Raw genomic sequence first — 20,504 nt, forward strand, 5'->3', positions numbered from 1 at the left:
TCCTGCTTTAACCGAAGGTTTTCCTTCTGTATGGCGGCTAATTCCTTTGGGGTCATGGACTCTTCTCCTAAACCGATAGGAGTAAATTCTTTAACCCATTTATAAATAGTAACTTCTGATACGCCATATTCGCCGCTTAATTCTTTGACCGAATTACCCGAGTGATAAAGATCTACAATAGTCTTCTTGAATTCATTATTATATTTTTTACCTGTATTCTTACGTTCCAAGACGGACACATCCTCTCAAAAATCATTGTAAGGACTTAACTAAAATGTGTCCATGAAACTATACTAACTCCACAAATGTGTTTTCCTCTTAAAGTAATATTTTTATTCCCGTTTGCCAATTTATAATAATTAATGATGTTAATATTAAGCCAAAAGAAAATAATAAGTTTAGGCTAGCTTTAATAAAACTTTTAGTTTTCAAAACTCTTAATACTGCATCAATTAAACTTAATAAAGCAATGGATAAAATAAAAGCTAATATAATCAATATATACTCACTCATTTAACTCCTCTTTTTTGTTAGTTTTAAAATATTTATATTATTAACTTCGAAGTATATACCACTTGTCTCAATAAGTAAGAAGGCCGCCAATTGGCGGCCTTCTTACTTATTGAGACAAATGTTTGTAATCTAATATTTCTATCTTAAAACCATGATTACATTTCAGTTGATTAAGCTTTTCACTGTCACAGGATGGAGATATTCTTAATTTAACTTGGTCGTCTACATAATCCAATGGTTCATTACGTTCGGAAGAAACTTGAATGTGTATATCGACATCGTAAGAATGATTTTCATTGTAACTTATGCCAACAATTCTTTGCCATTGCCAACTCAAATTACGTCCATACTCTTTTTCAATTTTCTTATCTAGAGTTGGAAACACAATATCTCCAAAAATATCCTCTGTTGTTCCATACCATCCTTCCACTTTTGAAACCGATTCTGCTTTAACTGCTTGCATCGGAGTAAAGGCAAATAAAAAAAATCCTAATAAGATTAAATATCGCTTAGCCATCAAGATTCACCTCATATTTCTGTTTACTCCTTATTCTTTAGCTAAACTCAATAGTTATGCCTTAGTAAACTAACCTGCTCCTTAGTTCCATAAGAAAAAGCATTCCTTCTTAATTAAGAATCGCACACAGTTGAATTAATTATTTGGTTTCCTGTTATTAATAAACCACTCGATATCATGTTCTTTTAACCTATAGACAAGTTCGAAATAATTTTCTTCTGAAAGGGCCCCTTTTTTTCTCCACTTTTGCAGTTCTTTATAGTGTAAACTTATAAAATAGCCTTCCAAATCCCTTCTTGAAATACCCTGTTTTTTCGCCATTTCAGCAATAGAAAGACCCTCTTCCCAGTATTGCTCATATTCCTTTTGACTAACTTTTAGCAAATTATAGATTGGTTCATAATCATAGTGGATTTGATAAACTACTTTCCCTTCTTGTTCAGAGTTGAAGTTTGCAGCTGGTCAGTTGTTGTCGAGGAAGTTTATTTATGGGTATTGAAGGTTATTTGGCTCTAGTAGGTATTTTCCCAGCAGAAATACGTTCATCGGGCGTTGGATTAGCAACTGCAGCAAGTCGACTAGGGTCTGCAATCGGAACATTCTTACTCCCTCTTATTGTTTCAGTTAGGTCTACAATACACATTACTATGGCTGACTGGTATTTTAGTTATCGGAACTATAGTTTCAATTGCTTTGGCGCCAGAAACAAAGAGTTTAACTCTTAATGAAGCAAGTCATCTAGAAGAATAAAGTTATATAATCCTAGATTATTCAACATACTGCTCAAAATCCCGCCGAAAAGCGGACTGACCACTTAAAATGGGACACATAAAAACACCTTTAAGTTGAAATTAGGATATTGGATACCTAAATATAACTTAGAGGTGTTTTTCTTTGGGCACAAGAGTGAGTTATCCGGCGGAAGTCAAATTAAAGGCAGTAGAAATGCGAATGGACGGTGTTCCTGTTTAGAAAGTGATGGATTAGTTGAATATTAAAAATAGGAGACAGATCAAACCTGGATAAAGTGGTACCGGAACGGAGAAACCTGTCTGGAAACAATATGCTTATGGGAAAGGTCCCCAATTTGAGAGGAATGGCCAAATTATAAGCCGAAAACGGTTATCTTAAACAACAGATTGAAGTGCTAAAAAAGTACGAGGAGTTGGAGAGTACCAGAAGCAGCAATGGCCCTTATACGTAAAAGAGCACTACCCTTTTTCATTAACTAGATCATAAAAATTGGCGTATATTATGTTCAATTTGTACGCCTTTTTGGTGAAAATTTAACATCTTTTACACATTAATCTGAACATATCAAATATGTCCACTATGTATAATATATGAGCGTTAGCGGTCCCCTTTACTTTGAAAAAGGGTCGTGTAACCTTGATGGGTGTTGGAGCTGAGGTAACCTGCTCCATATCCTCTGCGAAAGTTGAGTAACTTAAATATTTTCGTTTTTATAAAGGCGGCCGTTTTCTACATAGTGATTTGCAACGTGTTTAGCGCTCTCAATATTTTTTTTTGACAGTTTTCGAATTTCTTTAGCTGGAACTCCTGCTACGAGAGACCCTGGTTCCACTATTTTACCTTCCGATACTAATGCTCCGGCAGCAACCAACGCTCCTTTGCCAATAAACGCTCCATTTAAAACAGTCGCTCCCATTCCAATAAGAGCATCGTCTTCTATTGTGCAACCATGTATGATTGCATTATGCCCTATAGTAACATTTTTACCAATATTAACTGGAAACCCCGGGTCAACATGCACAACTGCCCCATCTTGAATATTTGAACCTTCATCAACTATAATTTTTTCATTATCCCCTCGCAATATTGCATTGAACCATACAGAAGTATCCTTTTTCAGTACAATATTCCCTATTAATTGGACTCCCGGGGCAATGTAGGTGCTCTTATCAACCTGTGGATCTTTCCCTTTTAATTTGTAATTCATAAACAACTGCCTTTCACTTCTTAGCTTTTTAAGAGCCATTCTTACAAAACAATTAGTCTCCTTTTTTACTAATGTTTTCAGTCTCGAAATATTTTTGACCACGAATTTGGTCATTTTTTAAATGTTCTTCAACCAAACGAACGGCCTTTTCTTCATCCCTATCGTTAAGAGCCTCTAGTATCATCCTGTGTTCCTTTATTATTTCAGCGTAATGGTCAGAATAATTAACGATTGTTGCTCGATATAACAGTAATAAAGAACGAACCTGATCCAACAATTGAATCAACCGTTTATTGCTTATTGAATGAATAATGATTTCATGGAATTTTGTATTGAGCTCTAAAAAGGAGTGACCGTCCTCGCCGGGTTCTAATAATGACTCTGCCTTCGTTACGATATTGTCTATTTTTTTTAATTCTATATCTGAAATTTCCTTTACTGCTAATCTAATTATTTCTCTTTCAAGTAACAGTCTACTCGAACACAGTTCTTCAAAATCCTTTTGGTCAAGTTCAATCACGGTTGCTCCTTGATTATTTTGGATCAACAATTGTTCCTTTTGCAATTGACGTAAGGCCTCCCTTAAAGGGGTTCTACTAATTCCGTATTCTTCTGCCAGTTTGGATGCATTTATTCGAGATCCGGGTTTAATTTGTCCCGATATTATTAAATGCTTAATTAGCTCATAAATTTGTTGATATATGGGTTGAGATTGTTGTATAACCTTCAATAAAATTGCCCCTTTTCTTTGATGGTTTATAGATCCGGGATCCGCATCTATTAAGATTATAATACAGAAGTTTTTTTAGTAAGTCAATGCCATTTTAGATGGCGGTGAGTATGCGACTTTCAATCAAATAAAAGAAGCTGGTGCCACAGTTAAAAAAGATTCTAAAAGTCATATCGTTGTATTCCGGAAAATATTGCGAGTTGATGACGGAGAAACAGAAGAAGGGAAGAAAAACATTCCCATGCTGCGCTATTATCGAGTATTTAAAATCGGAGAACAAACCGATCGAGCCAAAGCATGAACTAGAAAAATTTGTTCATGACCCAATCAAGGAAGCGGAAAAGGTAAAGGGAAATTATTTTAATGTCCCATCATTTAATTTTAATTCGGGTGGCGCATGGTACAGACCGTTTGAAGATCACATTAATGTACCGCCAAAAGAAGATTTTGAGGATATAAACGAATACTACAGCACACTTTTCCATGAAATGATACATAGCACGGGTCACCAAGACCGATTAAATAGGGAAGGAATTACAAAGCATAATAGATTCGGTAGTAAATTATACAGTAAAGAGGAATTAGTGGCAGAGCTTGGAGCTTCTATGTTGTGTGGTGTTACCGGAATAGATAACGAGACCATAGATAATTCAGCTAGTTATATAGATTCATGGTTACAGGCTTTGAAAAATGATAAAACGCTTATTATTAAGGCTTCACAACAGGCGCAAAAAGCAAGTGACCACATACAAGGGAGTGCATTTGAAAATTATAAATACCCCCTGCATGAAAACCATGCAGGGGAAATAAAGGAGATTGATAGGGATGGAAACCGTAACACTATATACTTATAATGGAAGTCTTAAAACTCTCATAAAATGGTTATAGGGAAACATTGATGGCTTGAGTTTAGATGTCTTTTTAGACAGCTATACTTGGGATGAATCTGAATGGCTGTATATTCTAATAAAACAGTTAATGATTAGATTAAAACGAGGATTATCATTATTTAAAAAGGGAGATCAAGAAGGAATTTTACATGCCAGCACCAATAAAAAATATAAATACCAATTTATTTATTTCGATCAATTAGGCTCGATTGGTGATATACAAAAAAATACATTAGAAGAAATGGCAAAAAGCATTTATGAATATGGATTTACACCATGCTTAAAAGGGGTACGGAAACGATTCAAGGAATGAGGGGCCACATGTGTAAAAACTTCCAATTGTTACGAATTATCTTTTTCCATTTCCTTTAGCTTGCGATAAAACGAAGCCTGACTGACTCCTGTAATCGTGCATATATCTTTTACGGTTTTATCGGTAGTTTTACGTAATTCAATCGCATGATTCATTCCCGGATGCTTATCTGTATATTTTTTTACTCTTCCTCGATATTTACCTTTTTTGCTTAGCCAATTTAATCTCTGAACGTTGCTTCTCTTTAATCATTTCTCGGCCGCTCCGCATGGGATTTGCAAACATTCGAACCAATCTTGGATAACATCGAGAGGTTTCTTCAGCAAAATAGTTAGCTAAAAAGCATGGTGGCTTCGAGGGGAAGCCACCATTTTGTTAATTTTGAACTGGTTCTTTTATAGTTAAAATTACACAGAAACCAAGTACTAACAATACACCAAAGAATCCAAAGGCAAGATTATAATTGCCTGTCGCATCAAGAATAGCACCAACAATCAATGGAGAAAAGAAACCGCCTAGATTCCCCCCGCTATTAACTGTAGCTATTGCAACAGGGTACGTATCTCTATTGGTTAGTCCCATCGGATAGGCAGTAAATGCCGGCAAGCCGATATTAAGGAAGAAACCCGCCAGACCTAAACTAAGAGCTACAAGCATACCGTTGTTTGGTATGTTGATAATGACAAGCATCATAATCGATGTAGTAATAGCTGTTATTAACATTGTTGGTTTACGTCTTTTTAAAAAGACTTTGTCAGATAACCAGCCACCCAAAATGGCCCCAATCAATCCACCAATTGCAGGAGTCGAAGCTACAAAACCCATCTTCAAAAGCGAGTAGCCTTTAGCGTTGACTAGATACATAGGGACCCAAGTTAACATACCGTATACCACGCTATTCATTAGAAAATAAGATAGTGTATTCCCCCAAATATTCCACGTAGTGAAAATGCCTTTATTAGTGGTTAATGGTTTCACTTTTTTATAACGAATCACCTTATCAATCCAGCCAAGTGATTTCTGTTCATCCGATATGACTTCCGTAATTACTTCACTTTGACGAATATATTCTAATTCATCTTTAGAAACATTTGGACTATCTTCTGGTTTCGTTCTTACAAATAAATACCATACTATCGCTAAAACAATTCCTGGAACGGCAAACCAGAAAAACACTTGACGCCAGCCAAAAGCTAATGCAATAGAAGTAGCGACAATCGGTACAATAATTGGAGCAAACTGTGTTGATGCAAAGTAAACGCCGGTAGCAGTTCCTTTTTCTTTAGCTGGGAACCATTGATTAATAGTAGACGTCATACTTACAGGAACTGGTCCTTCTGCCAAACCTAATACTAAGCGGAGCAAAATAAAAATAGTAGCGCTTGAGACTGTTCCAAGTAAGAAGGTAATCACTGAGAAAGCAATTACGGCTATAGTAACGATACCACGGGATCCTTTTTTGCTTAGCCAGAAGCCTGCGGGAATTTGGGAGACGGCATAACCTAAAAAGAAGAAACTCGCGATAGCACCGGACTGAAAATTAGTTAAAGCTAAATCCTTTTTTAAGAATGGTAATAATACCCCAATATTCATTCGGTCAGCCATACAAACTACATAAAGACAAAAAATAATGGTGAGTACTACCCAGCGGTAACGTGTTTTTTTCTTTAAGACAGGACTAATATTGGCTTTAGATATTGGCAAACTCATTTTCAATTCCCCCCTATTAACAATCCCAAAATATTGTTCAACTTTATTGACCGGCATTAAATTCATTTCGTATTCGTTTACATTTGGTGATATAATGATTAAATGATTTTACGCTTGTATGACTTCTTGATGGTTTGATGTCGATGATTCTTTAAAAATTCTTTTTACAATAGAGATTGCTGTATCATCTGCACCCGTTAATCCGCCCTTGCCAACAACAACAAGCCCATCATATTTTCCACCTATAATCCTGCCAAGATCTTCTTGAGGAATTACATAATCAATTAATTCAATTCCTTTTGCTTCTAAGACACGAAGGACGTTGACCATTGTATCGCAACCAGTTATATAGATACCTCTAATGTCAACTCGTTCATCGTTTAAGACATGGGTAACAATTCCCCCAAAAACCTGCGTTGATGTTATTCGCAGCTTCACCCGAATTCAGTCCAAATTCTCCCTCTTTTGCTGATAAAGTAAGAACATTTGCAGATAAAGCCGTTTCTAGGACAACTATGTTAGGTTTCTGACTTTCTACAGTTTTAATCGTTTTTGCTACTACTCGTTGTATTTCAAGAGGAGCAGTTTCCTTTTTATCAATTAAAGCCTCTACAGAAATTGGAATTTGGCAAGCACACTCTTTATCTAATAACGCTTTCAATTGGGTTTTTGTGATAGGAGTTGCACTGCCAGCGACAGCAAGCACCGTTCCGCTAATTTCTTGTTCAGAAATTTCTGCACTACATAATTCATGGTTTTCAGCTGCATACCCCCTTACTATTGCTAACTTTTCTGAGAATGGCCCTGGTTCAATTGCTAATACATTCCAATTTAATTATGAAAACGCTTTCACAATTACCTCTACGAATTCGATTGTGATTGCGCCTACAATGACAACATTGATATCCCCCTCTTTTATCTTAATATTAAAGATCCAAAACATTAGGCTGAGCCTCAAGATCGGATTATTCCTGCCCTCTCTTTTAGCATCAGCCGGAATCGTTTGTATTTCATAGAAGGAACTCTGGGAACCTCGCTCCTCCCCCTGTTTATTTAGTTTGAATCCTCATTGATATATACTTATCTTCCAGATATTCATCCAATCCTTGATGACCGCCTTCCCGGCCCATTCCACTCTCTTTCATGCCGCCAAACGGAGCCTGGGCAACAGTAGGATTCGCATCGTTCATACCGATAATCCCAAATTCTAATGCTTCTGAAACTCTAACTGCCCGGCTAATATCCTGAGTATAAAAATAAGCAGCTAAACCATATTCTGTGCTATTCGCATGTTGGAGGACTTCCTCTTCGGTATCAAATGGAATGATTGGAGCAACCGGTCCAAAAGTTTCCTCGTTTGTAATCAACATGTCCGTGTTGACTTCCCCTAACACGGTGGGCTCATAGAACAATCCATCAGACAATTCACCTTCAAGTCTTTTCCCGCCATTCAGAAGTTTAGCTCCTTTGTTCAATGCATCCTTTACATGTTTTTCTACCTTTTCTATACCGTTTTGACTTACAAGAGGGCCCATCTGGACACTTGGATCTATACTGTTTCCAACTTTCAGTTCCTGCACCTTTTTCACGAAAATATCTGAGAACTTCTCAATCACTGACCGTTGCACGTAGATCCGATTTGAACAAACGCACGTCTGCCCCGTATTTTTAAATTTACTAAAAACGGCACCAGCCGAGGCTAATTCTAAATCAGCATCTTCAAAGACTATAAACGGTGCATGTCCGCCAAGCTCCAGAGATAACCGCTTCAATTGATTCGCTGACTTTGTAACCAACAATTTTCCTACCTCTGTAGATCCGGTGAAAGATACTTTTCTTACAATCGGGTTTTCGAAAATGGCATCCGATATAGGCCCCGGACTCCCCGTGACTATATTAATTACCCCGTGGGGAACACCCGCCATATTCACCAATTTAGCAAACGCGATCGCACTGATTGAAGATTGAGCAGCAGGCTTCACAATTGATGTACATCCAGCTGCCATCGCAGGACCTACTTTCCGCGTTATCATGGCCAATGGGAAATTCCAGGGAGTAATCGCAGCAACCACCCCGATAGGCTGCCGAATCACTGTCAACCTTTTGTCAGGGGCAGAAGCTGGGATGACTTCACCGTAAATCCGGCGTCCCTCTTCAGCAAACCACTCCAGGTAACTTGCGGCAAAATCCACTTCTCCTTGCGATTCTGTAAAAGGTTTTCCCATTTCCAAACTCATGATTTCAGCCAATTGATCTTTGTATTTATGCATAAGGTCCCGTATCTTTAGGAGATATTTAGCACGTTCAATAGCCGTTAATTTTGACCACGACTTAAAGGCTTGTTCAGCCGCTGCAATCGCCTGCTGTGTTTCGTCGTGCCCGCCTTTTGGAACATCAGCTACAACTTTCCCAGTTGACGGATTGGTAATCGAAAAAGTTTTTCCGTCGGTTGCAGCCATCCATTCACCATTCACATACATTTTCAGTTCGGTAAAATCAACCAGCTTATGTGTTTCAGTATTTATCATTATGATTCTCCTTTACACTGCTTACTTATATTTTCCTTAAACCGACATTCTGTCGCCATTATCAATATCTGTTTTTAACGATAATCCCTCGTTTTCCATAAGGAATGTATATCCCAGAGAAGCTTTTAAACAAATAACGACCGGAATGATAAGCAATCGTAAAATTGTTAAAATAAACAATCAAAAACCCTGTTGCTACAGGCGCTAACCATCAAGCTATGTTACCTACAAAAGTCTACAGCCCAGCCAGCTTTCTTGTCGCTAAGCCTTCACCGCCGATAGCAAGAGATATCGACAAAAAGCCGCCAAGTAATTAGTGATTCTATTGATTATCTTTAAAATTAAAATCCTTCTAAATTACCATGGTAAGCTTTCTCAATAATTAATTGAATGTCGGCAGGATTTGTCAGTCTGGGGTTTACGAGTACGTTTCCGCTCCTCATTGCATCCTCCACTAGTTTTGGTACAAGCTCTAGATCTACCCCAAGGTCCTTTATATTAAGAGGGATGTTCATGGTTTGATTCATTTCAACAACAGAGTCTATGGCTTTTTCAGCTGCTTGTATAACGGATAAACCGGTTACATCATTTCCTAAGGCAACAGCTATATCTCTGTATCGTTCAGGACATGCATGCAGGTTGAATTTCATAACAAAAGGTAAGAGTGTCGCATTGGCTATGCCATGCGCAATATCAAAGCCCCCCCCAAGCGCATGAGAAATGGCATGTACATTCCCCAAACGTGACTGTGCAAAAGCGGCTCCGGCCAACATAGAGGCTACAAGCATTTTCTCCCTGCTTTCTATATTTGTTCCAATGAAATAGGCTTTCGTTAAATTTTCACCAATCATTTTCATCGCCTGAGTAGCGAATGCCTGACTGACAGGGTTAGCAGCCTTTGAGGTATAAGACTCAATTGCATGGGTCAGTGCATCCATGCCAGTCGCTGCAGTAATACCCTGAGGCAGTCCCAGAGTAAGAACGGGATCAAGTATTGCCATAGTCGGGAATACATAAGAACTAAGCACACCTAATTTAAAAGAGGTTTCTTTATTCGTGACAACTGTTGAATTTGTGACTTCACTGCCTGTTCCTGCCGTAGTCGGAACGGCGATGATTGGAAGTGGGCGATATTGGATCTTCCCTACGCCTTCATAATCCAATATACTGCCGGCATTGGTGGCCATCACTGCGATGCCCTTACCCGTGTCAATACTGCTGCCGCCTCCTATAGCCAACACTGCGTCACTTTTAACATATTTCAGAAGTTGTGTACCTCTATGAAACGTTTCAGCAGAAGGGTTTTGCTCTACCTCATCGTAAATATCGTAGTCCAGACTTGCCACCTCGAGTGATTTTTCAATTCCCTCTAAAAGGTTGGCTGCCCGTACACCTTTATCTGTTACGATGAGTACCCTTTCTACACCTAATTTCTTTACGAATTCTCCTGTTTTTTTAGAGATTCCATTGCCGCATTCTACCTGTGTCGGCATAAAATACTTATATGGTATTGAAGACATGGTTAATAACTCCCTTTCTGCAAAGTGTATTTCCAAAAATTAAAACCAAAACTCAGAAACTTTTAATCTTCTAAAGAGGTTAAGACGCCCTGCAAATGTCGCTTCATAGCCAAGACGGATCCCTCTGGATCTCTGTTTTCGATACAATCAAGGATATCTTTATGTTCTTGCAGAACCTCCCATGCTAACTCAACAGTTCCTGACTCTACAATTTGCCGCATTTCCAGTAATTGCAGCGTTTGCTTCTTTTCCGTAACGATTGAAAGAACCAGCGGTTGAAATCGGTGGTAAGCTTGTCCGTGAAGAAGCCAAATTTATTCCTGCAATATTGAACATGCGTATGAATGTAAAAAATGTAAAGGTGATGCAGATCGGCCAGCGCAAATTAAGCGTGGAAAAGTGCCACAACCAGCCATTCAACGTAGTAGAGCAATTCCTAGCGTACTTGCCAAAATCAGCTATGACCAAATTTGCACAATACCTGCCACCATGCAGCATATGATTGGCTGTTGCCTATTTACGAACGAATGAAAGATTTGATGATGTCTAAATCTGTTTTACATGTCGATGAAACGTATTCACAAATTATCCATCGTTCTGATGGTAAATCTGGTCAATCCAACGCCTATAACTGGGTATATCGAAGTTTGCCAAGCCAAGGACCCACGATGATCCTGTTTCAAAGCTCCTTATCATGAGCTCGGTCTGTCCTTGAATTTCACGGAAGGTTATTCTGGTACGATTATTTGATGGCTACTCTGCCTATGATAAAATTGGCGGCATTACCTTCGCGAATTGTTGGGCGCATGTTCGTGCATCGATAGAAGAACTAATTCGTTACCGATATGAACTCCCAGTGTACAAAACGTTAATAAATCCAACCACAATAATACGATCGTAAATTGCAATGTTAAAAAGTGATAACCTTTACATTAGGGTGTTGCTCGCATTCATTGATTAATTCAATTTCAAAAGTTAAAGTATTTCGTTTATCGGGTTTATTAATATAAATAGTCGCTATTTCATCCTCTGATTGAAGAGAAATATCACTCTTACTATTCTTCGAAGTATCTACCATATTTACTTTTTACTTTATAAAACTTGCCCTTCCTTTATTGTCAAGATGTTGGAACGCCCTTTTTTTAAGATTTTATTTCCCCTAAATCATTCATGGCAATAATTGATTTTTCGTCATATCCTAATTCTTTCAAAACTTCATCAGTATTCTGACCAAGTAGGGGGGCTGAAGTTTTAATAGTTCCGGGTGTTTCAGAAAACTTAGTTGGAATACCAATCATCTCCATTTTCCCGATAACCGGATGTTCAACTTCTTGAATCATATCACGAGCTTGATAGTGTGGATCTTTAACAGCTTCAGCAAAATTATTAATAGGACCCGCCGGAACGCCAGCTTTTTCACAAGCATTTATCCAAAAATATTTATCCTTAGTCATAAGTACGTTCTCTATATCTTTCTCAAGTTCATCTACATGTTGATTTCGTAAAAGATTTGTTTTATAGCGTGGGTCATCTATCCATTCTTTTTTACCGATGACTTCTTCAGCGAATTTCTCCCATGTTCTTTGATTTGCGCAACCCAACATCATATATCCGTCTTTGGTTTGAACCGCCTGATACGGGGCTGAAACACGATGGCGCCAACCAGTAGGTTCTGGCAATGTTCCGTTTGCAAAATAGGCCCCTGCCTCCCAGGTAAACCATGGAAGTCCTATTTCAGCTAAAGCAATGTCCACGTGCTGTCCTTTGCTTGTTTTCATTTTATGAATAACAGCTGCTAGGATAGAATACGCAGCTGTTATTCCAGCCCCTATATCATAAACAGCAATTCCTGATTTCATGGGACGCTCTCCTTTTTCCCCAGTCATACTCATGAGTCCAGTCATACCCTGCGCAACTAAATCGAAACCGCCTCTTTGGGAATAAGGTCCAGTTTGTCCATATCCGGAGATGGAACAATAAATAATTCCAGAATTTATTTCTTTTAAAGTTTCATAATCAATCTTTAAAGATTTGGTAACACCTGGACGAAAGTTTTCAACGACAACATCCGCTTCTTTAGCCAGTTTATAAAAAACGTTCCTACCTTCCTGACTTTTCAAATTCAAAGCTACGCTTTTTTTATTTCTATTAATTTGAAAAAAACACGTTGATTCCCCGTTCACATATGGTCCCATTTGTCGGGAATCATCTCCACCATTTATTTTTTCTATCTTAGTAACATCAGCCCCAAGATCAGCTAAGACCATGGTACAATATGGGCCTGCCATAATCTGTGATACATCCAAAACTTTTATACCTTTTAATGGTCCCAACATTATCACCTCATATGTTTTGTTAAAAAGCCTAATGTAACCGCATTCATATAAGCTAGTGATTACAGTATAATCTTTTCATTATTTCCTTTTATATTTTTCCTTAATAATTTCCCTTCCTTTTTTCTTATTATTTTTAAAGTTTGTATTTCTACGAAAGTGACGTAAGGGCTTTCATCATTTCCCTACAAAAAATTATGAATATGTGAATTTCGGCTTCCTTTTTTCAAGAAATGCGCTGACACCTTCTTTGTAATCCTCGCTCTCAAAAGATGAAAGCACTAACCGTGCGACTTCATCTTGTTCTTTTATTTCACCATTTAAAACCTCTTGGATAATTGTTTTCGACCCTCGAACTGACATTTGTGCATTCTTTGCTATCAATTCTGCATATTCGTAAGTCCTTTCTATAATTTTCTCCGGCTCATAAAGGCGGTCTATTAATCTCATATGGTACGCTTCATCCGCTTTGATGATCCTCCCTGAGAACAAGATATCCTTGGCGTTGGACGGTCCAACAAGATCCACTAGATTTTTTGTTCCAGGCAAATTATAGATCAGACCTAATTTTGCAGGAGTAATTCCAAACATCCCTGTAGTATCAGCAAAGCGAAAATCGCAAGCTAACGCTAATTCGCATCCTCCGCCCACGCAATAACTTTGAATCATTGCGATTGTTGGTTTTGATAACCTTGCCAATTTTTCTTCTGCTTTTAAAGTTGCTTGATTATAAGTATTTGCTCCTTCTGCGCTATACCTTAAGGTTTTAAACTCACTTATATCCGCCCCTGCTGCAAAGGAAGTTTCATCTATGCCCCGAAGAATAAGCACCTTGATGTTTCGGTCTTGTTCCACCTCACCCAACAATTCATCCATTTTTTTCCACATATCAAATGTTAACGCGTTTCGTTTTTCCGGCCGATTAAAGAACAGTGTTGCAATAGCACCATCTTTTGCTAAATAAAGGTCATATTTTTTTACCATTAAACTAGCTCCTCCCCAGATATCACCTGATCATCTATTAATTGTTGAATTTCCTCTTTGGATAATTTAAGCTCATCCGGTTTACTAACCACTTTTTCACCAAAACTTGAAATGCCATTAAAATTTACGAGGAAAATAGCCATAACCTGTTTCTATTATTTATTAGCTTAATAAGCCGTGATCCTCTGATATTACACTTAGAATACGCATCCCGGATCCGGGATGCGGTAAAATATATTCCAATATTACAATAAAATCCGGAAAGTAGTCAATGCTATCTTTGAAATTTTCTTAACTTTTTTGCTACTCTTAATTTACGAGGACTTTAATAACTTAACTCAACTTTTGCACAAAAAATTAAATGTAATTTGTTTGTTGTAGAAGGCCGATGGCCTTTCAAATATGTTCCTTGACAAACTTGATAATAAATGAAAAACACCTCGTTCTTTGGTATAGTGTGTGATTTTCAAAAGAATATCCAGGATAAAAATCTAAAAAAGGGACGAATTCGTCCAAGAGGTCCAATTGAAGCGAAAATATAGATTCATTTAAAATAAAAAGGTGATAGGGTGAATATCTCCCCAAAAAATATGAGTAACCTCACCTGCTTGGGATGGCTTTCTAATCTCTAAATGGAATGCCAAAATAATAATATATATAAAGAACTGATTCAACCGGTTGTCCTAATATATATGGTAATCAAAAAGTGGGCTACTATAAGTTTGTGAATTTTTAGAAAATACCAAAAACAGTGTATTGACAATTTCAGAATCTTTATATAATATCAAAAATACAACTAGAGAATCCCGGATCCGGGGTTCAACACCCGAAACCAAACACTCCAGTCTCAATAGATCTTTCGCTATCAAAAAAACATAATAGAAAGGAGAAGGGTATGAAGGGTATTACTCACTCCAAGCCGATTTATCAATAAGTGTATGCAATCATCAAAGATTCGATTTTAAAAGGAGAGATGAAACCCGCTTCAAAAATTTCCGTGGCCAAACTCGCCGAAAATTTTTAAATCAGCAGAACGCCGTTAAGTGAGTCCTTAAAACAGCTCCAAAGAGGTACTCCTTGTTCAAGACAGCCGCGGATCAACCGTCGTCTCCATAGATCACAAAGATTTCGAGGATTTGCTCAGTTGCAGAATCATTTTGGAACAAAAAATCATACAAGAGCACCAAAGCATTTTAGATGCTGTGAAATAGAGAGACTCAACATGAAGATGGTGGAAGAACATTTTTCGTTAGAGGATTTGAAAGGGTCCGTTTACAAATTATAGAAGCGCCCCATTTAAAGTTAGCGAAGAAAGTAGACGTGATTGTCGAAAATTCCATCCGACTGTTGATGGTATCCAAGTCAACATCATCAAAAATTCCATGAATATGTTTTAATTGGATCCCTATGAAACTCTAGGACGAGCATTTGGAACAAAATCATTTATTAATAGAGGGAGTTGGTTAAAGTGAAAAAAGTAGGATTAATTGGTACAGGTGCGATTGGGAAAGGTGTATTGAAAAACTTAATTAAAAATAACTGTGACGTACTTGCTTACGACATATCTGAAAAAGCAAAGGAAAATATAAGAAATCTGGGTGGCTTCGTTGCTAATCACCCCAAGGAAGTCATTCAATTTTCAGAGATAGTTTTCTTAAGCTTGCCTAGTCCACAAATTATTAAAGATTTGTTTCTGGGGACGGAAGGAATAGCTAAAGAAATGAAAAGCCACACAACAATTTTAGATCTAAGTACCATTGACCCTGCAACGGCAAGGGAAATGAACGATTTGTGTCATCAATATAATTCACATTACTTTGATTGCCCAGTTAGTGGTGGACCCGCTGGTGCAGATGAGGGAACTCTTACAATAATGGTAGGTGGTGACAAAGATCAATTTGATAACATTGTCGAATATTTAGGTTACATAGGTTCTAATATTGAATATATTGGGGAGTCAGGATTAGCACAAGTATTGAAACTATGTCATAACATGATCGGTGCAGCAAACATAGTTGCTCTTGGAGAGGCATTTGCGACAGGAGTCAAACATGGTTTGAGTGTAAAAGTCATGGCAAATGTAATTGGAAAAAGTTTGGCGGGTAGCAGGCCATTAGAATATTTTGGACCAAACATTGTAAACAATACTTACGATAATGTTAAATTCATGTTAAATCACATGCATAAAGATCTTGGACTTTATGTAAATATGACCCGACAAGTAGGCATACCATCATTTATTGGTACAAACACATATAACCTGTACAATGCTGCTAAAACTCACAATAAAGGATCATTAGATCATACAGCGGTGTGTCAAATTATAGAGGATTTAGCATCAGTGAAATTGGTAGAAAATAATCACTTGAAAAATGAAGTCGAAGGAGTTATGGTTGGATCAAAAAAAAGGACAAATGAAGTAAAAAAGATAGGATTAATTGGTGTAGGTGCTATTGGGGAAGGCGTATTGAAAAACTTAATAAAAAATAACTGTGAAGTACTTGCTTACGATATATCTGAAAAAGGAAAAGCAAAAATAAGGAATTTAGGTGGCCTCGTTGCAAATCATCCAAAGGAAGTCGTTCAATTTTCAGAGATAGTTTTCTTAAGCTTGCCTAGTCCACAAATTATTAAAGATTTGTTTCTGGGGACGGAAGGAATAGCTAAAGAAATGAAGAGCCACACAACAATTTTAGATCTAAGTACCATTGACCCTGCAACGGCAAGGGAAATGAACGATTTGTGTAAACAATATAATTCACATTACTTTGATTGTCCAGTTAGTGGAGGACCCGCTGGTGCAGATGAGGGAACTCTTACAATAATGGTAGGTGGTGACAGTGAGCAGTTTGTAAATATTATTGAAGATTTAGGTTATATAGGTACTAACATTGAATACATCGGAGAGTCAGGGATAGCCCAAGCACTAAAGCTATGTCATAACATGGTTGGTGCAGCAAGCATAGTTGCTCTTGGAGAGGCATTTGCGACAGGAGTCAAACATGGATTGGATGTTAAAGTCATGGCAGATGTAATTGGGAAAAGTGTGAGTAATAGTAAAGTATTACAATACTTTGGACCAAACATTATAAATAACACCTATGATAACGTTAAGTTTATGTTAAATCACGCGCATAAGGATCTTGGCCTCTATGTAAACATGACTCAGGATGTAGGAGTACCATCCTTTATTGGTGCAAGTACATATAACTTGTTCCATATAGCGAAAATTCATAACAAAGGTTCATTAGACCAAACAGCTGTTTGTCAAGTAATTGAAGATTTTTCATCAGTAAAATTGGTTGAAAATTCGATTCCAAACAAATGAAGTATCAAAAAACCTTTTGAGGGCTAGGGCAAGTATACCATTTATTGGATGTATATTCATAGTGCTTATGCTAATGATTATTTTTCCAGATTTATTTAGCTACCTACCATCTCTATTTTATAATTAATAAAGAAGTTTTTAAGTATCAAATATTATTTGACTAGATTTGATACTAAGAAAAAATATGCTCTTTATTAAAAAAATCAAAAGGAAGGTGTTTGAAATGAAAACAGGAACTATTTCAAGAGAACTAATGCTAATTGATGGAGAATGGACTGAAGCTGTAAGTAAAGAATTCTTCCAAATAGAGAGTCCTGCAAAAAGAGGCTCTGTTATCGCAGAAGTACCAAAGGCAAATGCAGCGGATGTAGATATTGCAGTAAATGTAGCTAATAAGGCTTTCAAAAGTTGGAAAAAGATACCGGCTAGAGAACGAGGAATACTACTTTGGAAAATTTCGGATGCTATTGAAGAGCAATTTGAAGATCTAGCTCGAACAATTGCTACAGAAACCGGTAATGCTCTATATACACAGGCTAAAGGAGAAGTAAAAGGAGCTGCTGATGTTATTCGTTATTTCGGTGGAGTAGCAGGAGAGTTAAAGGGGGAAACAATGCCCGTAGATAATAATTTATTTGCCTACACACAACGAGAACCATATGGAGTAGTTGGAGGGATAATTCCTTGGAACTCCCCTTTCCAACTCGCTGCATTAAAAATAGCTCCAGCGATAGCTGCAGGCAATACGATTGTTTTAAAAGCTGCTGAAGATGCACCTCTAGCTGTACTTAAATTAGCAAAAATTTGTTCAGAGTATCTACCCGCAGGGGTAGTAAACATTCTTACAGGTTTTGGTGAAGAATGTGGATTACCTCTTGCAAAGCATCCGCTTGTAAAAAAACTAACATTTACAGGTTCTACTCAAACTGGAAGAATTATTATGCACGAAGCCGCGGATCGAATCATTCCAATTTCTCTAGAATTAGGTGGTAAGAGCCCACAAATCGTATATCCTGATGCAGACAGCGATAAAGTAATAAAAAATGTAATCTCAGCAATGCGTTTTGCACGTCAAGGGCAGTCTTGCTCCGCCGGATCACGACTTTATCTTCATAAATCAATTTATGATTCATTTTTAGAGAAATTAATCGGGAATTTGAAGCTTCTAAAAGTGGGGGATCCACTTGATGAAAATAATGATATAGGTTGTATTATTAATGAAAAACAATTTAATAAGGTTTGTAATTATATAGAAGAAGGAATTAATCATAAAGATACTGAGCTTCTTTTAGGAGGATTACCACCAAAAGATGGCCCCTTTTCCGAGGGTTATTATTTAGAACCTACTGTTTTTGCATCTCCTCACGATGATTTGAGAATAGCTAAAGAAGAGATTTTTGGACCAGTTTTAATTGTTATTCCATGGGAAGATGAAAAAGAAGTCATTGAAATGGCAAATAGGAGCGATTACGGATTAGCTGCTTATATTTGGACTAATGATACTACAAGAGCAATGAGAACTGCTAATCAATTAGAATCTGGATGGGTACAGATAAATCGAGGAGCTGGCATGTTGACAGGTCACTCTTATGGGGGTTTCAAACAGAGTGGTATAGGAAGAGAATATTCATTAGAGGGTATGATAGACAGTTTTACTCAAACGAAAAGCATTATGGTAGATTTCGATGAGTAAAACGTTAAATTAGTAAAATAAAGGTAGAATTCAACATTAGAGAGGGTATCCTGAAAAGCTAGACTGTCAGGATATCTCGTTTTCTTTTTCACAAAGATGTAACGCCTGTTTTCATCAGGTGACTAATTTAGGAATAGGTGTAGCTTTAATGCATAGTTAGTTTTAGAAGATCAACAAAATTTGGTGAATAATAGGAAGGAAATAAGATCATTGAATTTGAGGAATGAGCTAAATTTAAAGGAAAGTATAGAAGCATATCGTTTGATTATGTACAAATTAGCAAAGAAGAATGGACTTTCTGATTCACATGTAATAAAAATCAGTCAACAATTAGATAAAAAAATCAATATGTTTCAAAAAAATCACGTAGACTCAACCTTTGTCAAAAGCAAAAAATTGCCAAGCTGAAAGTCGCCAGAAAAGTCCTTGAGCAAAGCTCTCTCTTTTTTTATTTAACCTTTAGTTTTACTGAATATATGCTCTTGTCTTTTTTAAAACTTAATTTATTAATTATGAAATTGAACAAAGTATCAAGAGAGGCAACGGTATACTAGGCATACATATACACAATATCAAAAATAAAGATGGCGAAATTGATGACAAGGGAGCAGTTCCTGCTAAATTAATTAATGGTGGATATGGACTTGAAGATGTATTGGATAAGTCTAGTAAGGATAGAATAATTTTATCCGCGGCAAAATATATATACGAGAATCAAGAACAAAAGGGAATATTAGGTGGTAGTCTATCTTTTGAGGTTATTGAAGAAGTATTAGATAATATGATGACAAATGAATATTATTATGATGATGAAAGTGGAGCATTTATTGAAAAACCTCATTTAAGAAGATTACTTTTGTTAGACGGATTTGAGATTAGGGATAAAAAGCTAGTTCGTAGGATTGATTCTATAAATAGTTACATTGAGAAGGAAAGTTTACTCGTTCAATTACTAAATAAATATAATTTAAAAACGGCAAAAGGACATTATGATTTGGCTATTAGTGCATTTACAAGAGGTGAATGGGCTTCTTGCAATGCACAAATAAGAAGTTACGTTGAATCATTCTACGGATTTGAACGGTAAAGTATTTGATAGCAGTAATAACGCAAAGCAAGCATTAACTCAAGAACCTAATAAGTTATTTTATCCAGAGTTTAATGAGTGGAAAGATGGGGGGAAAGGCTTTTTCCAAGGTTTTTGGGAAAGATTACACGCAGAAGGTTCGCATCCTGGATTGTCTAATGAAGATGATGCTAATTTCCGTTTGAATTTAGTGCAAATAACTACATTAGAGGTTCTTAATAGATATGATAAAATAAAGGCTGCAGATACTTTAGTATTTTAATAGTTGGAATCCTCACTTTCTATTTATTTTCTTCCCAGATTTAACGGGTTACCACCTTTGTGTGACTCTTTGATGGCGTACATTCAGCTAGAATACATCAACAAATAGAAAAAAGGAGTCATTTTCTTAGAAAGTT

24 protein-coding genes and 1 pseudogene are annotated in these 20,504 nt (G+C 37.0%); 11 read left to right on the forward strand and 14 right to left on the reverse strand.

Features of this window, described 5'->3' with window-relative positions:
- The 3 genes from N0M92_RS21370 to N0M92_RS21380 all read right to left on the reverse strand — a co-directional run.
- On the reverse strand, positions 1–230 hold a 230-nt coding region (locus N0M92_RS21370), incomplete at its 3' end, for a transposase (RefSeq protein ID WP_260287717.1).
- A gap of 88 nt (positions 231–318) precedes the next feature.
- Positions 319–513 (reverse strand): hypothetical protein, encoded by a 195-nt coding sequence (locus N0M92_RS21375; protein WP_260287718.1) that lies wholly within the window; start codon positions 511–513, stop codon positions 319–321.
- 106 nt (positions 514–619) lie between these two features.
- The gene (locus N0M92_RS21380) at positions 620–1,030 is read right to left on the reverse strand and encodes a DUF3888 domain-containing protein (RefSeq protein ID WP_214796042.1); all 411 of its coding nucleotides are present in this window, start codon (positions 1,028–1,030) and stop codon (positions 620–622) included.
- Positions 1,031–1,518: 488 nt separating this feature from the next.
- Between N0M92_RS21380 and N0M92_RS21385 the strand changes: the two genes are divergently transcribed.
- Complete coding sequence (locus N0M92_RS21385) at positions 1,519–1,755, forward strand: hypothetical protein (RefSeq protein WP_260287722.1); 237 nt, start codon at positions 1,519–1,521, stop codon at positions 1,753–1,755.
- Positions 1,756–2,477: 722 nt separating this feature from the next.
- On the opposite strand, the gene N0M92_RS21390 is transcribed toward N0M92_RS21385, so the two are convergent.
- Both N0M92_RS21390 and N0M92_RS21395 read right to left on the reverse strand, forming a co-directional pair.
- Positions 2,478–3,104: a gamma carbonic anhydrase family protein gene (locus N0M92_RS21390; protein WP_260287723.1), complete on the reverse strand. Its 627-nt coding sequence runs from the start codon at positions 3,102–3,104 to the stop codon at positions 2,478–2,480.
- On the reverse strand, positions 3,043–3,720 hold the full coding sequence (locus tag N0M92_RS21395; protein WP_260287724.1) for a GntR family transcriptional regulator: 678 nt from the start codon (positions 3,718–3,720) through the stop codon (positions 3,043–3,045). The genes N0M92_RS21390 and N0M92_RS21395 overlap by 62 nt, the downstream gene beginning before the upstream one ends.
- Before the next feature lie 91 nt (positions 3,721–3,811).
- Here N0M92_RS21395 and N0M92_RS29510 point away from each other — a divergent pair, with 91 nt between their 5' ends.
- The 3 genes from N0M92_RS29510 to N0M92_RS21405 are packed head-to-tail and all read left to right on the forward strand — an operon-like array spanning position 3,812 to position 4,923.
- Positions 3,812–4,021 carry an ArdC-like ssDNA-binding domain-containing protein gene (locus N0M92_RS29510; protein ID WP_397443898.1) on the forward strand — a complete coding sequence of 70 codons (210 nt, stop codon included), beginning with the start codon at positions 3,812–3,814 and terminating at the stop codon, positions 4,019–4,021.
- Positions 3,924–4,574, forward strand: a complete 651-nt coding sequence (locus tag N0M92_RS21400) for a zincin-like metallopeptidase domain-containing protein (protein ID WP_260287796.1) — start codon at positions 3,924–3,926, stop codon at positions 4,572–4,574. Before N0M92_RS29510 ends, N0M92_RS21400 begins: the two co-directional genes overlap by 98 nt.
- 49 nt (positions 4,575–4,623) lie before the next feature.
- Complete coding sequence (locus N0M92_RS21405; protein ID WP_260287726.1) at positions 4,624–4,923, forward strand: hypothetical protein; 300 nt, start codon at positions 4,624–4,626, stop codon at positions 4,921–4,923.
- Between the two features lie 29 nt (positions 4,924–4,952).
- Here the strand turns inward: N0M92_RS21405 and N0M92_RS29355 are convergent.
- The 7 genes and pseudogenes from N0M92_RS29355 to N0M92_RS21440 all read right to left on the reverse strand — a co-directional run.
- Positions 4,953–5,181, reverse strand: a pseudogene (locus N0M92_RS29355) (helix-turn-helix domain-containing protein); the annotation flags it as partial.
- Positions 5,182–5,298: 117 nt separating this feature from the next.
- Positions 5,299–6,633: an MFS transporter gene (locus N0M92_RS21415; protein ID WP_260287728.1), complete on the reverse strand. Its 1,335-nt coding sequence runs from the start codon at positions 6,631–6,633 to the stop codon at positions 5,299–5,301.
- 108 nt (positions 6,634–6,741) lie between these two features.
- Positions 6,742–7,071 (reverse strand): nucleotide-binding domain containing protein, encoded by a 330-nt coding sequence (locus N0M92_RS21420; protein WP_260287729.1) that lies wholly within the window; start codon positions 7,069–7,071, stop codon positions 6,742–6,744.
- Positions 7,007–7,339: a nucleotide-binding domain containing protein gene (locus N0M92_RS21425; RefSeq protein ID WP_260287730.1), complete on the reverse strand. Its 333-nt coding sequence runs from the start codon at positions 7,337–7,339 to the stop codon at positions 7,007–7,009. The genes N0M92_RS21420 and N0M92_RS21425 overlap by 65 nt, the downstream gene beginning before the upstream one ends.
- Positions 7,340–7,682: 343 nt before the next feature.
- The gene (locus N0M92_RS21430) at positions 7,683–9,113 is read right to left on the reverse strand and encodes an NAD-dependent succinate-semialdehyde dehydrogenase (protein WP_260287797.1); all 1,431 of its coding nucleotides are present in this window, start codon (positions 9,111–9,113) and stop codon (positions 7,683–7,685) included.
- 389 nt (positions 9,114–9,502) lie between these two features.
- Positions 9,503–10,681, reverse strand: a complete 1,179-nt coding sequence (locus tag N0M92_RS21435) for an iron-containing alcohol dehydrogenase (RefSeq protein WP_260287731.1) — start codon at positions 10,679–10,681, stop codon at positions 9,503–9,505.
- Between the two features lie 62 nt (positions 10,682–10,743).
- Positions 10,744–10,902 carry an FCD domain-containing protein gene (locus N0M92_RS21440; protein WP_260287733.1) on the reverse strand — a complete coding sequence of 53 codons (159 nt, stop codon included), beginning with the start codon at positions 10,900–10,902 and terminating at the stop codon, positions 10,744–10,746.
- Positions 10,903–11,208: 306 nt separating this feature from the next.
- Between N0M92_RS21440 and N0M92_RS21445 the strand changes: the two genes are divergently transcribed.
- Positions 11,209–11,379 carry an IS66 family transposase gene (locus N0M92_RS21445; RefSeq protein WP_397443899.1) on the forward strand — a complete coding sequence of 57 codons (171 nt, stop codon included), beginning with the start codon at positions 11,209–11,211 and terminating at the stop codon, positions 11,377–11,379.
- Positions 11,380–11,462: 83 nt separating this feature from the next.
- Positions 11,463–11,582: a hypothetical protein gene (locus N0M92_RS29515; RefSeq protein WP_397443900.1), complete on the forward strand. Its 120-nt coding sequence runs from the start codon at positions 11,463–11,465 to the stop codon at positions 11,580–11,582.
- A gap of 241 nt (positions 11,583–11,823) precedes the next feature.
- Here the strand turns inward: N0M92_RS29515 and N0M92_RS21450 are convergent, their stop codons facing one another.
- Together N0M92_RS21450 and N0M92_RS21455 are read right to left on the reverse strand one after the other, a co-directional pair.
- Entirely contained in the window at positions 11,824–13,017 is a 1,194-nt protein-coding gene (locus tag N0M92_RS21450; protein WP_260287736.1) for a CaiB/BaiF CoA transferase family protein, read from the reverse strand.
- Positions 13,018–13,209: 192 nt separating this feature from the next.
- On the reverse strand, positions 13,210–13,998 hold the full coding sequence (locus tag N0M92_RS21455) for an enoyl-CoA hydratase-related protein (protein WP_260287737.1): 789 nt from the start codon (positions 13,996–13,998) through the stop codon (positions 13,210–13,212).
- Between the two features lie 1,468 nt (positions 13,999–15,466).
- On the opposite strand from N0M92_RS21455, the gene N0M92_RS21460 reads away from it, so the two are divergent.
- From N0M92_RS21460 to N0M92_RS21475, 5 genes are all read left to right on the forward strand, one after another.
- A complete protein-coding gene (locus N0M92_RS21460) occupies positions 15,467–17,326 on the forward strand; it encodes an NAD(P)-dependent oxidoreductase (protein ID WP_260287738.1) in 1,860 nt (619 codons plus the stop codon).
- Between the two features lie 223 nt (positions 17,327–17,549).
- Positions 17,550–19,019 (forward strand): aldehyde dehydrogenase family protein, encoded by a 1,470-nt coding sequence (locus tag N0M92_RS21465; protein WP_260287739.1) that lies wholly within the window; start codon positions 17,550–17,552, stop codon positions 19,017–19,019.
- 183 nt (positions 19,020–19,202) lie between these two features.
- Positions 19,203–19,427 (forward strand): aspartyl-phosphate phosphatase Spo0E family protein, encoded by a 225-nt coding sequence (locus tag N0M92_RS29520; RefSeq protein ID WP_397443902.1) that lies wholly within the window; start codon positions 19,203–19,205, stop codon positions 19,425–19,427.
- Positions 19,428–19,674: 247 nt separating this feature from the next.
- Positions 19,675–20,106, forward strand: a complete 432-nt coding sequence (locus N0M92_RS21470; RefSeq protein WP_260287740.1) for a hypothetical protein — start codon at positions 19,675–19,677, stop codon at positions 20,104–20,106.
- Positions 20,078–20,368 carry a hypothetical protein gene (locus tag N0M92_RS21475; protein WP_260287741.1) on the forward strand — a complete coding sequence of 97 codons (291 nt, stop codon included), beginning with the start codon at positions 20,078–20,080 and terminating at the stop codon, positions 20,366–20,368. Before N0M92_RS21470 ends, N0M92_RS21475 begins: the two co-directional genes overlap by 29 nt.
- The last annotated feature ends 136 nt before the right edge of the window (positions 20,369–20,504 follow it).

The organism is Peribacillus aracenensis (assembly GCF_025175645.1).
GTDB classification, from domain to species: Bacteria; Bacillota; Bacilli; order Bacillales; family DSM-1321; genus Peribacillus; species Peribacillus aracenensis.

What these genes read in the sequence shown, in the direction of transcription:
- N0M92_RS21375 (WP_260287718.1), bottom strand. Translation starts at nt 513, where the DNA reads ATGAGTGAGTATATATTGATTATATTAGCTTTTATTTTATCCATTGCT.
- N0M92_RS21380 (WP_214796042.1), bottom strand. Translation starts at nt 1,030, where the DNA reads ATGGCTAAGCGATATTTAATCTTATTAGGATTTTTTTTATTTGCCTTT.
- N0M92_RS21385 (WP_260287722.1), top strand. Translation starts at nt 1,519, where the DNA reads ATGGGTATTGAAGGTTATTTGGCTCTAGTAGGTATTTTCCCAGCAGAA.
- N0M92_RS21390 (WP_260287723.1), bottom strand. Translation starts at nt 3,104, where the DNA reads ATGACCAAATTCGTGGTCAAAAATATTTCGAGACTGAAAACATTAGTA.
- N0M92_RS21400 (WP_260287796.1), top strand. Translation starts at nt 3,924, where the DNA reads ATGACGGAGAAACAGAAGAAGGGAAGAAAAACATTCCCATGCTGCGCT.
- N0M92_RS21415 (WP_260287728.1), bottom strand. Translation starts at nt 6,633, where the DNA reads ATGAGTTTGCCAATATCTAAAGCCAATATTAGTCCTGTCTTAAAGAAA.
- N0M92_RS21430 (WP_260287797.1), bottom strand. Translation starts at nt 9,113, where the DNA reads ATGTATGTGAATGGTGAATGGATGGCTGCAACCGACGGAAAAACTTTT.
- N0M92_RS21435 (WP_260287731.1), bottom strand. Translation starts at nt 10,681, where the DNA reads ATGTCTTCAATACCATATAAGTATTTTATGCCGACACAGGTAGAATGC.
- N0M92_RS21440 (WP_260287733.1), bottom strand. Translation starts at nt 10,902, where the DNA reads ATGCGGCAAATTGTAGAGTCAGGAACTGTTGAGTTAGCATGGGAGGTT.
- N0M92_RS21445 (WP_397443899.1), top strand. Translation starts at nt 11,209, where the DNA reads ATGAAAGATTTGATGATGTCTAAATCTGTTTTACATGTCGATGAAACG.
- N0M92_RS21450 (WP_260287736.1), bottom strand. Translation starts at nt 13,017, where the DNA reads ATGTTGGGACCATTAAAAGGTATAAAAGTTTTGGATGTATCACAGATT.
- N0M92_RS21455 (WP_260287737.1), bottom strand. Translation starts at nt 13,998, where the DNA reads ATGGTAAAAAAATATGACCTTTATTTAGCAAAAGATGGTGCTATTGCA.
- N0M92_RS21465 (WP_260287739.1), top strand. Translation starts at nt 17,550, where the DNA reads ATGAAAACAGGAACTATTTCAAGAGAACTAATGCTAATTGATGGAGAA.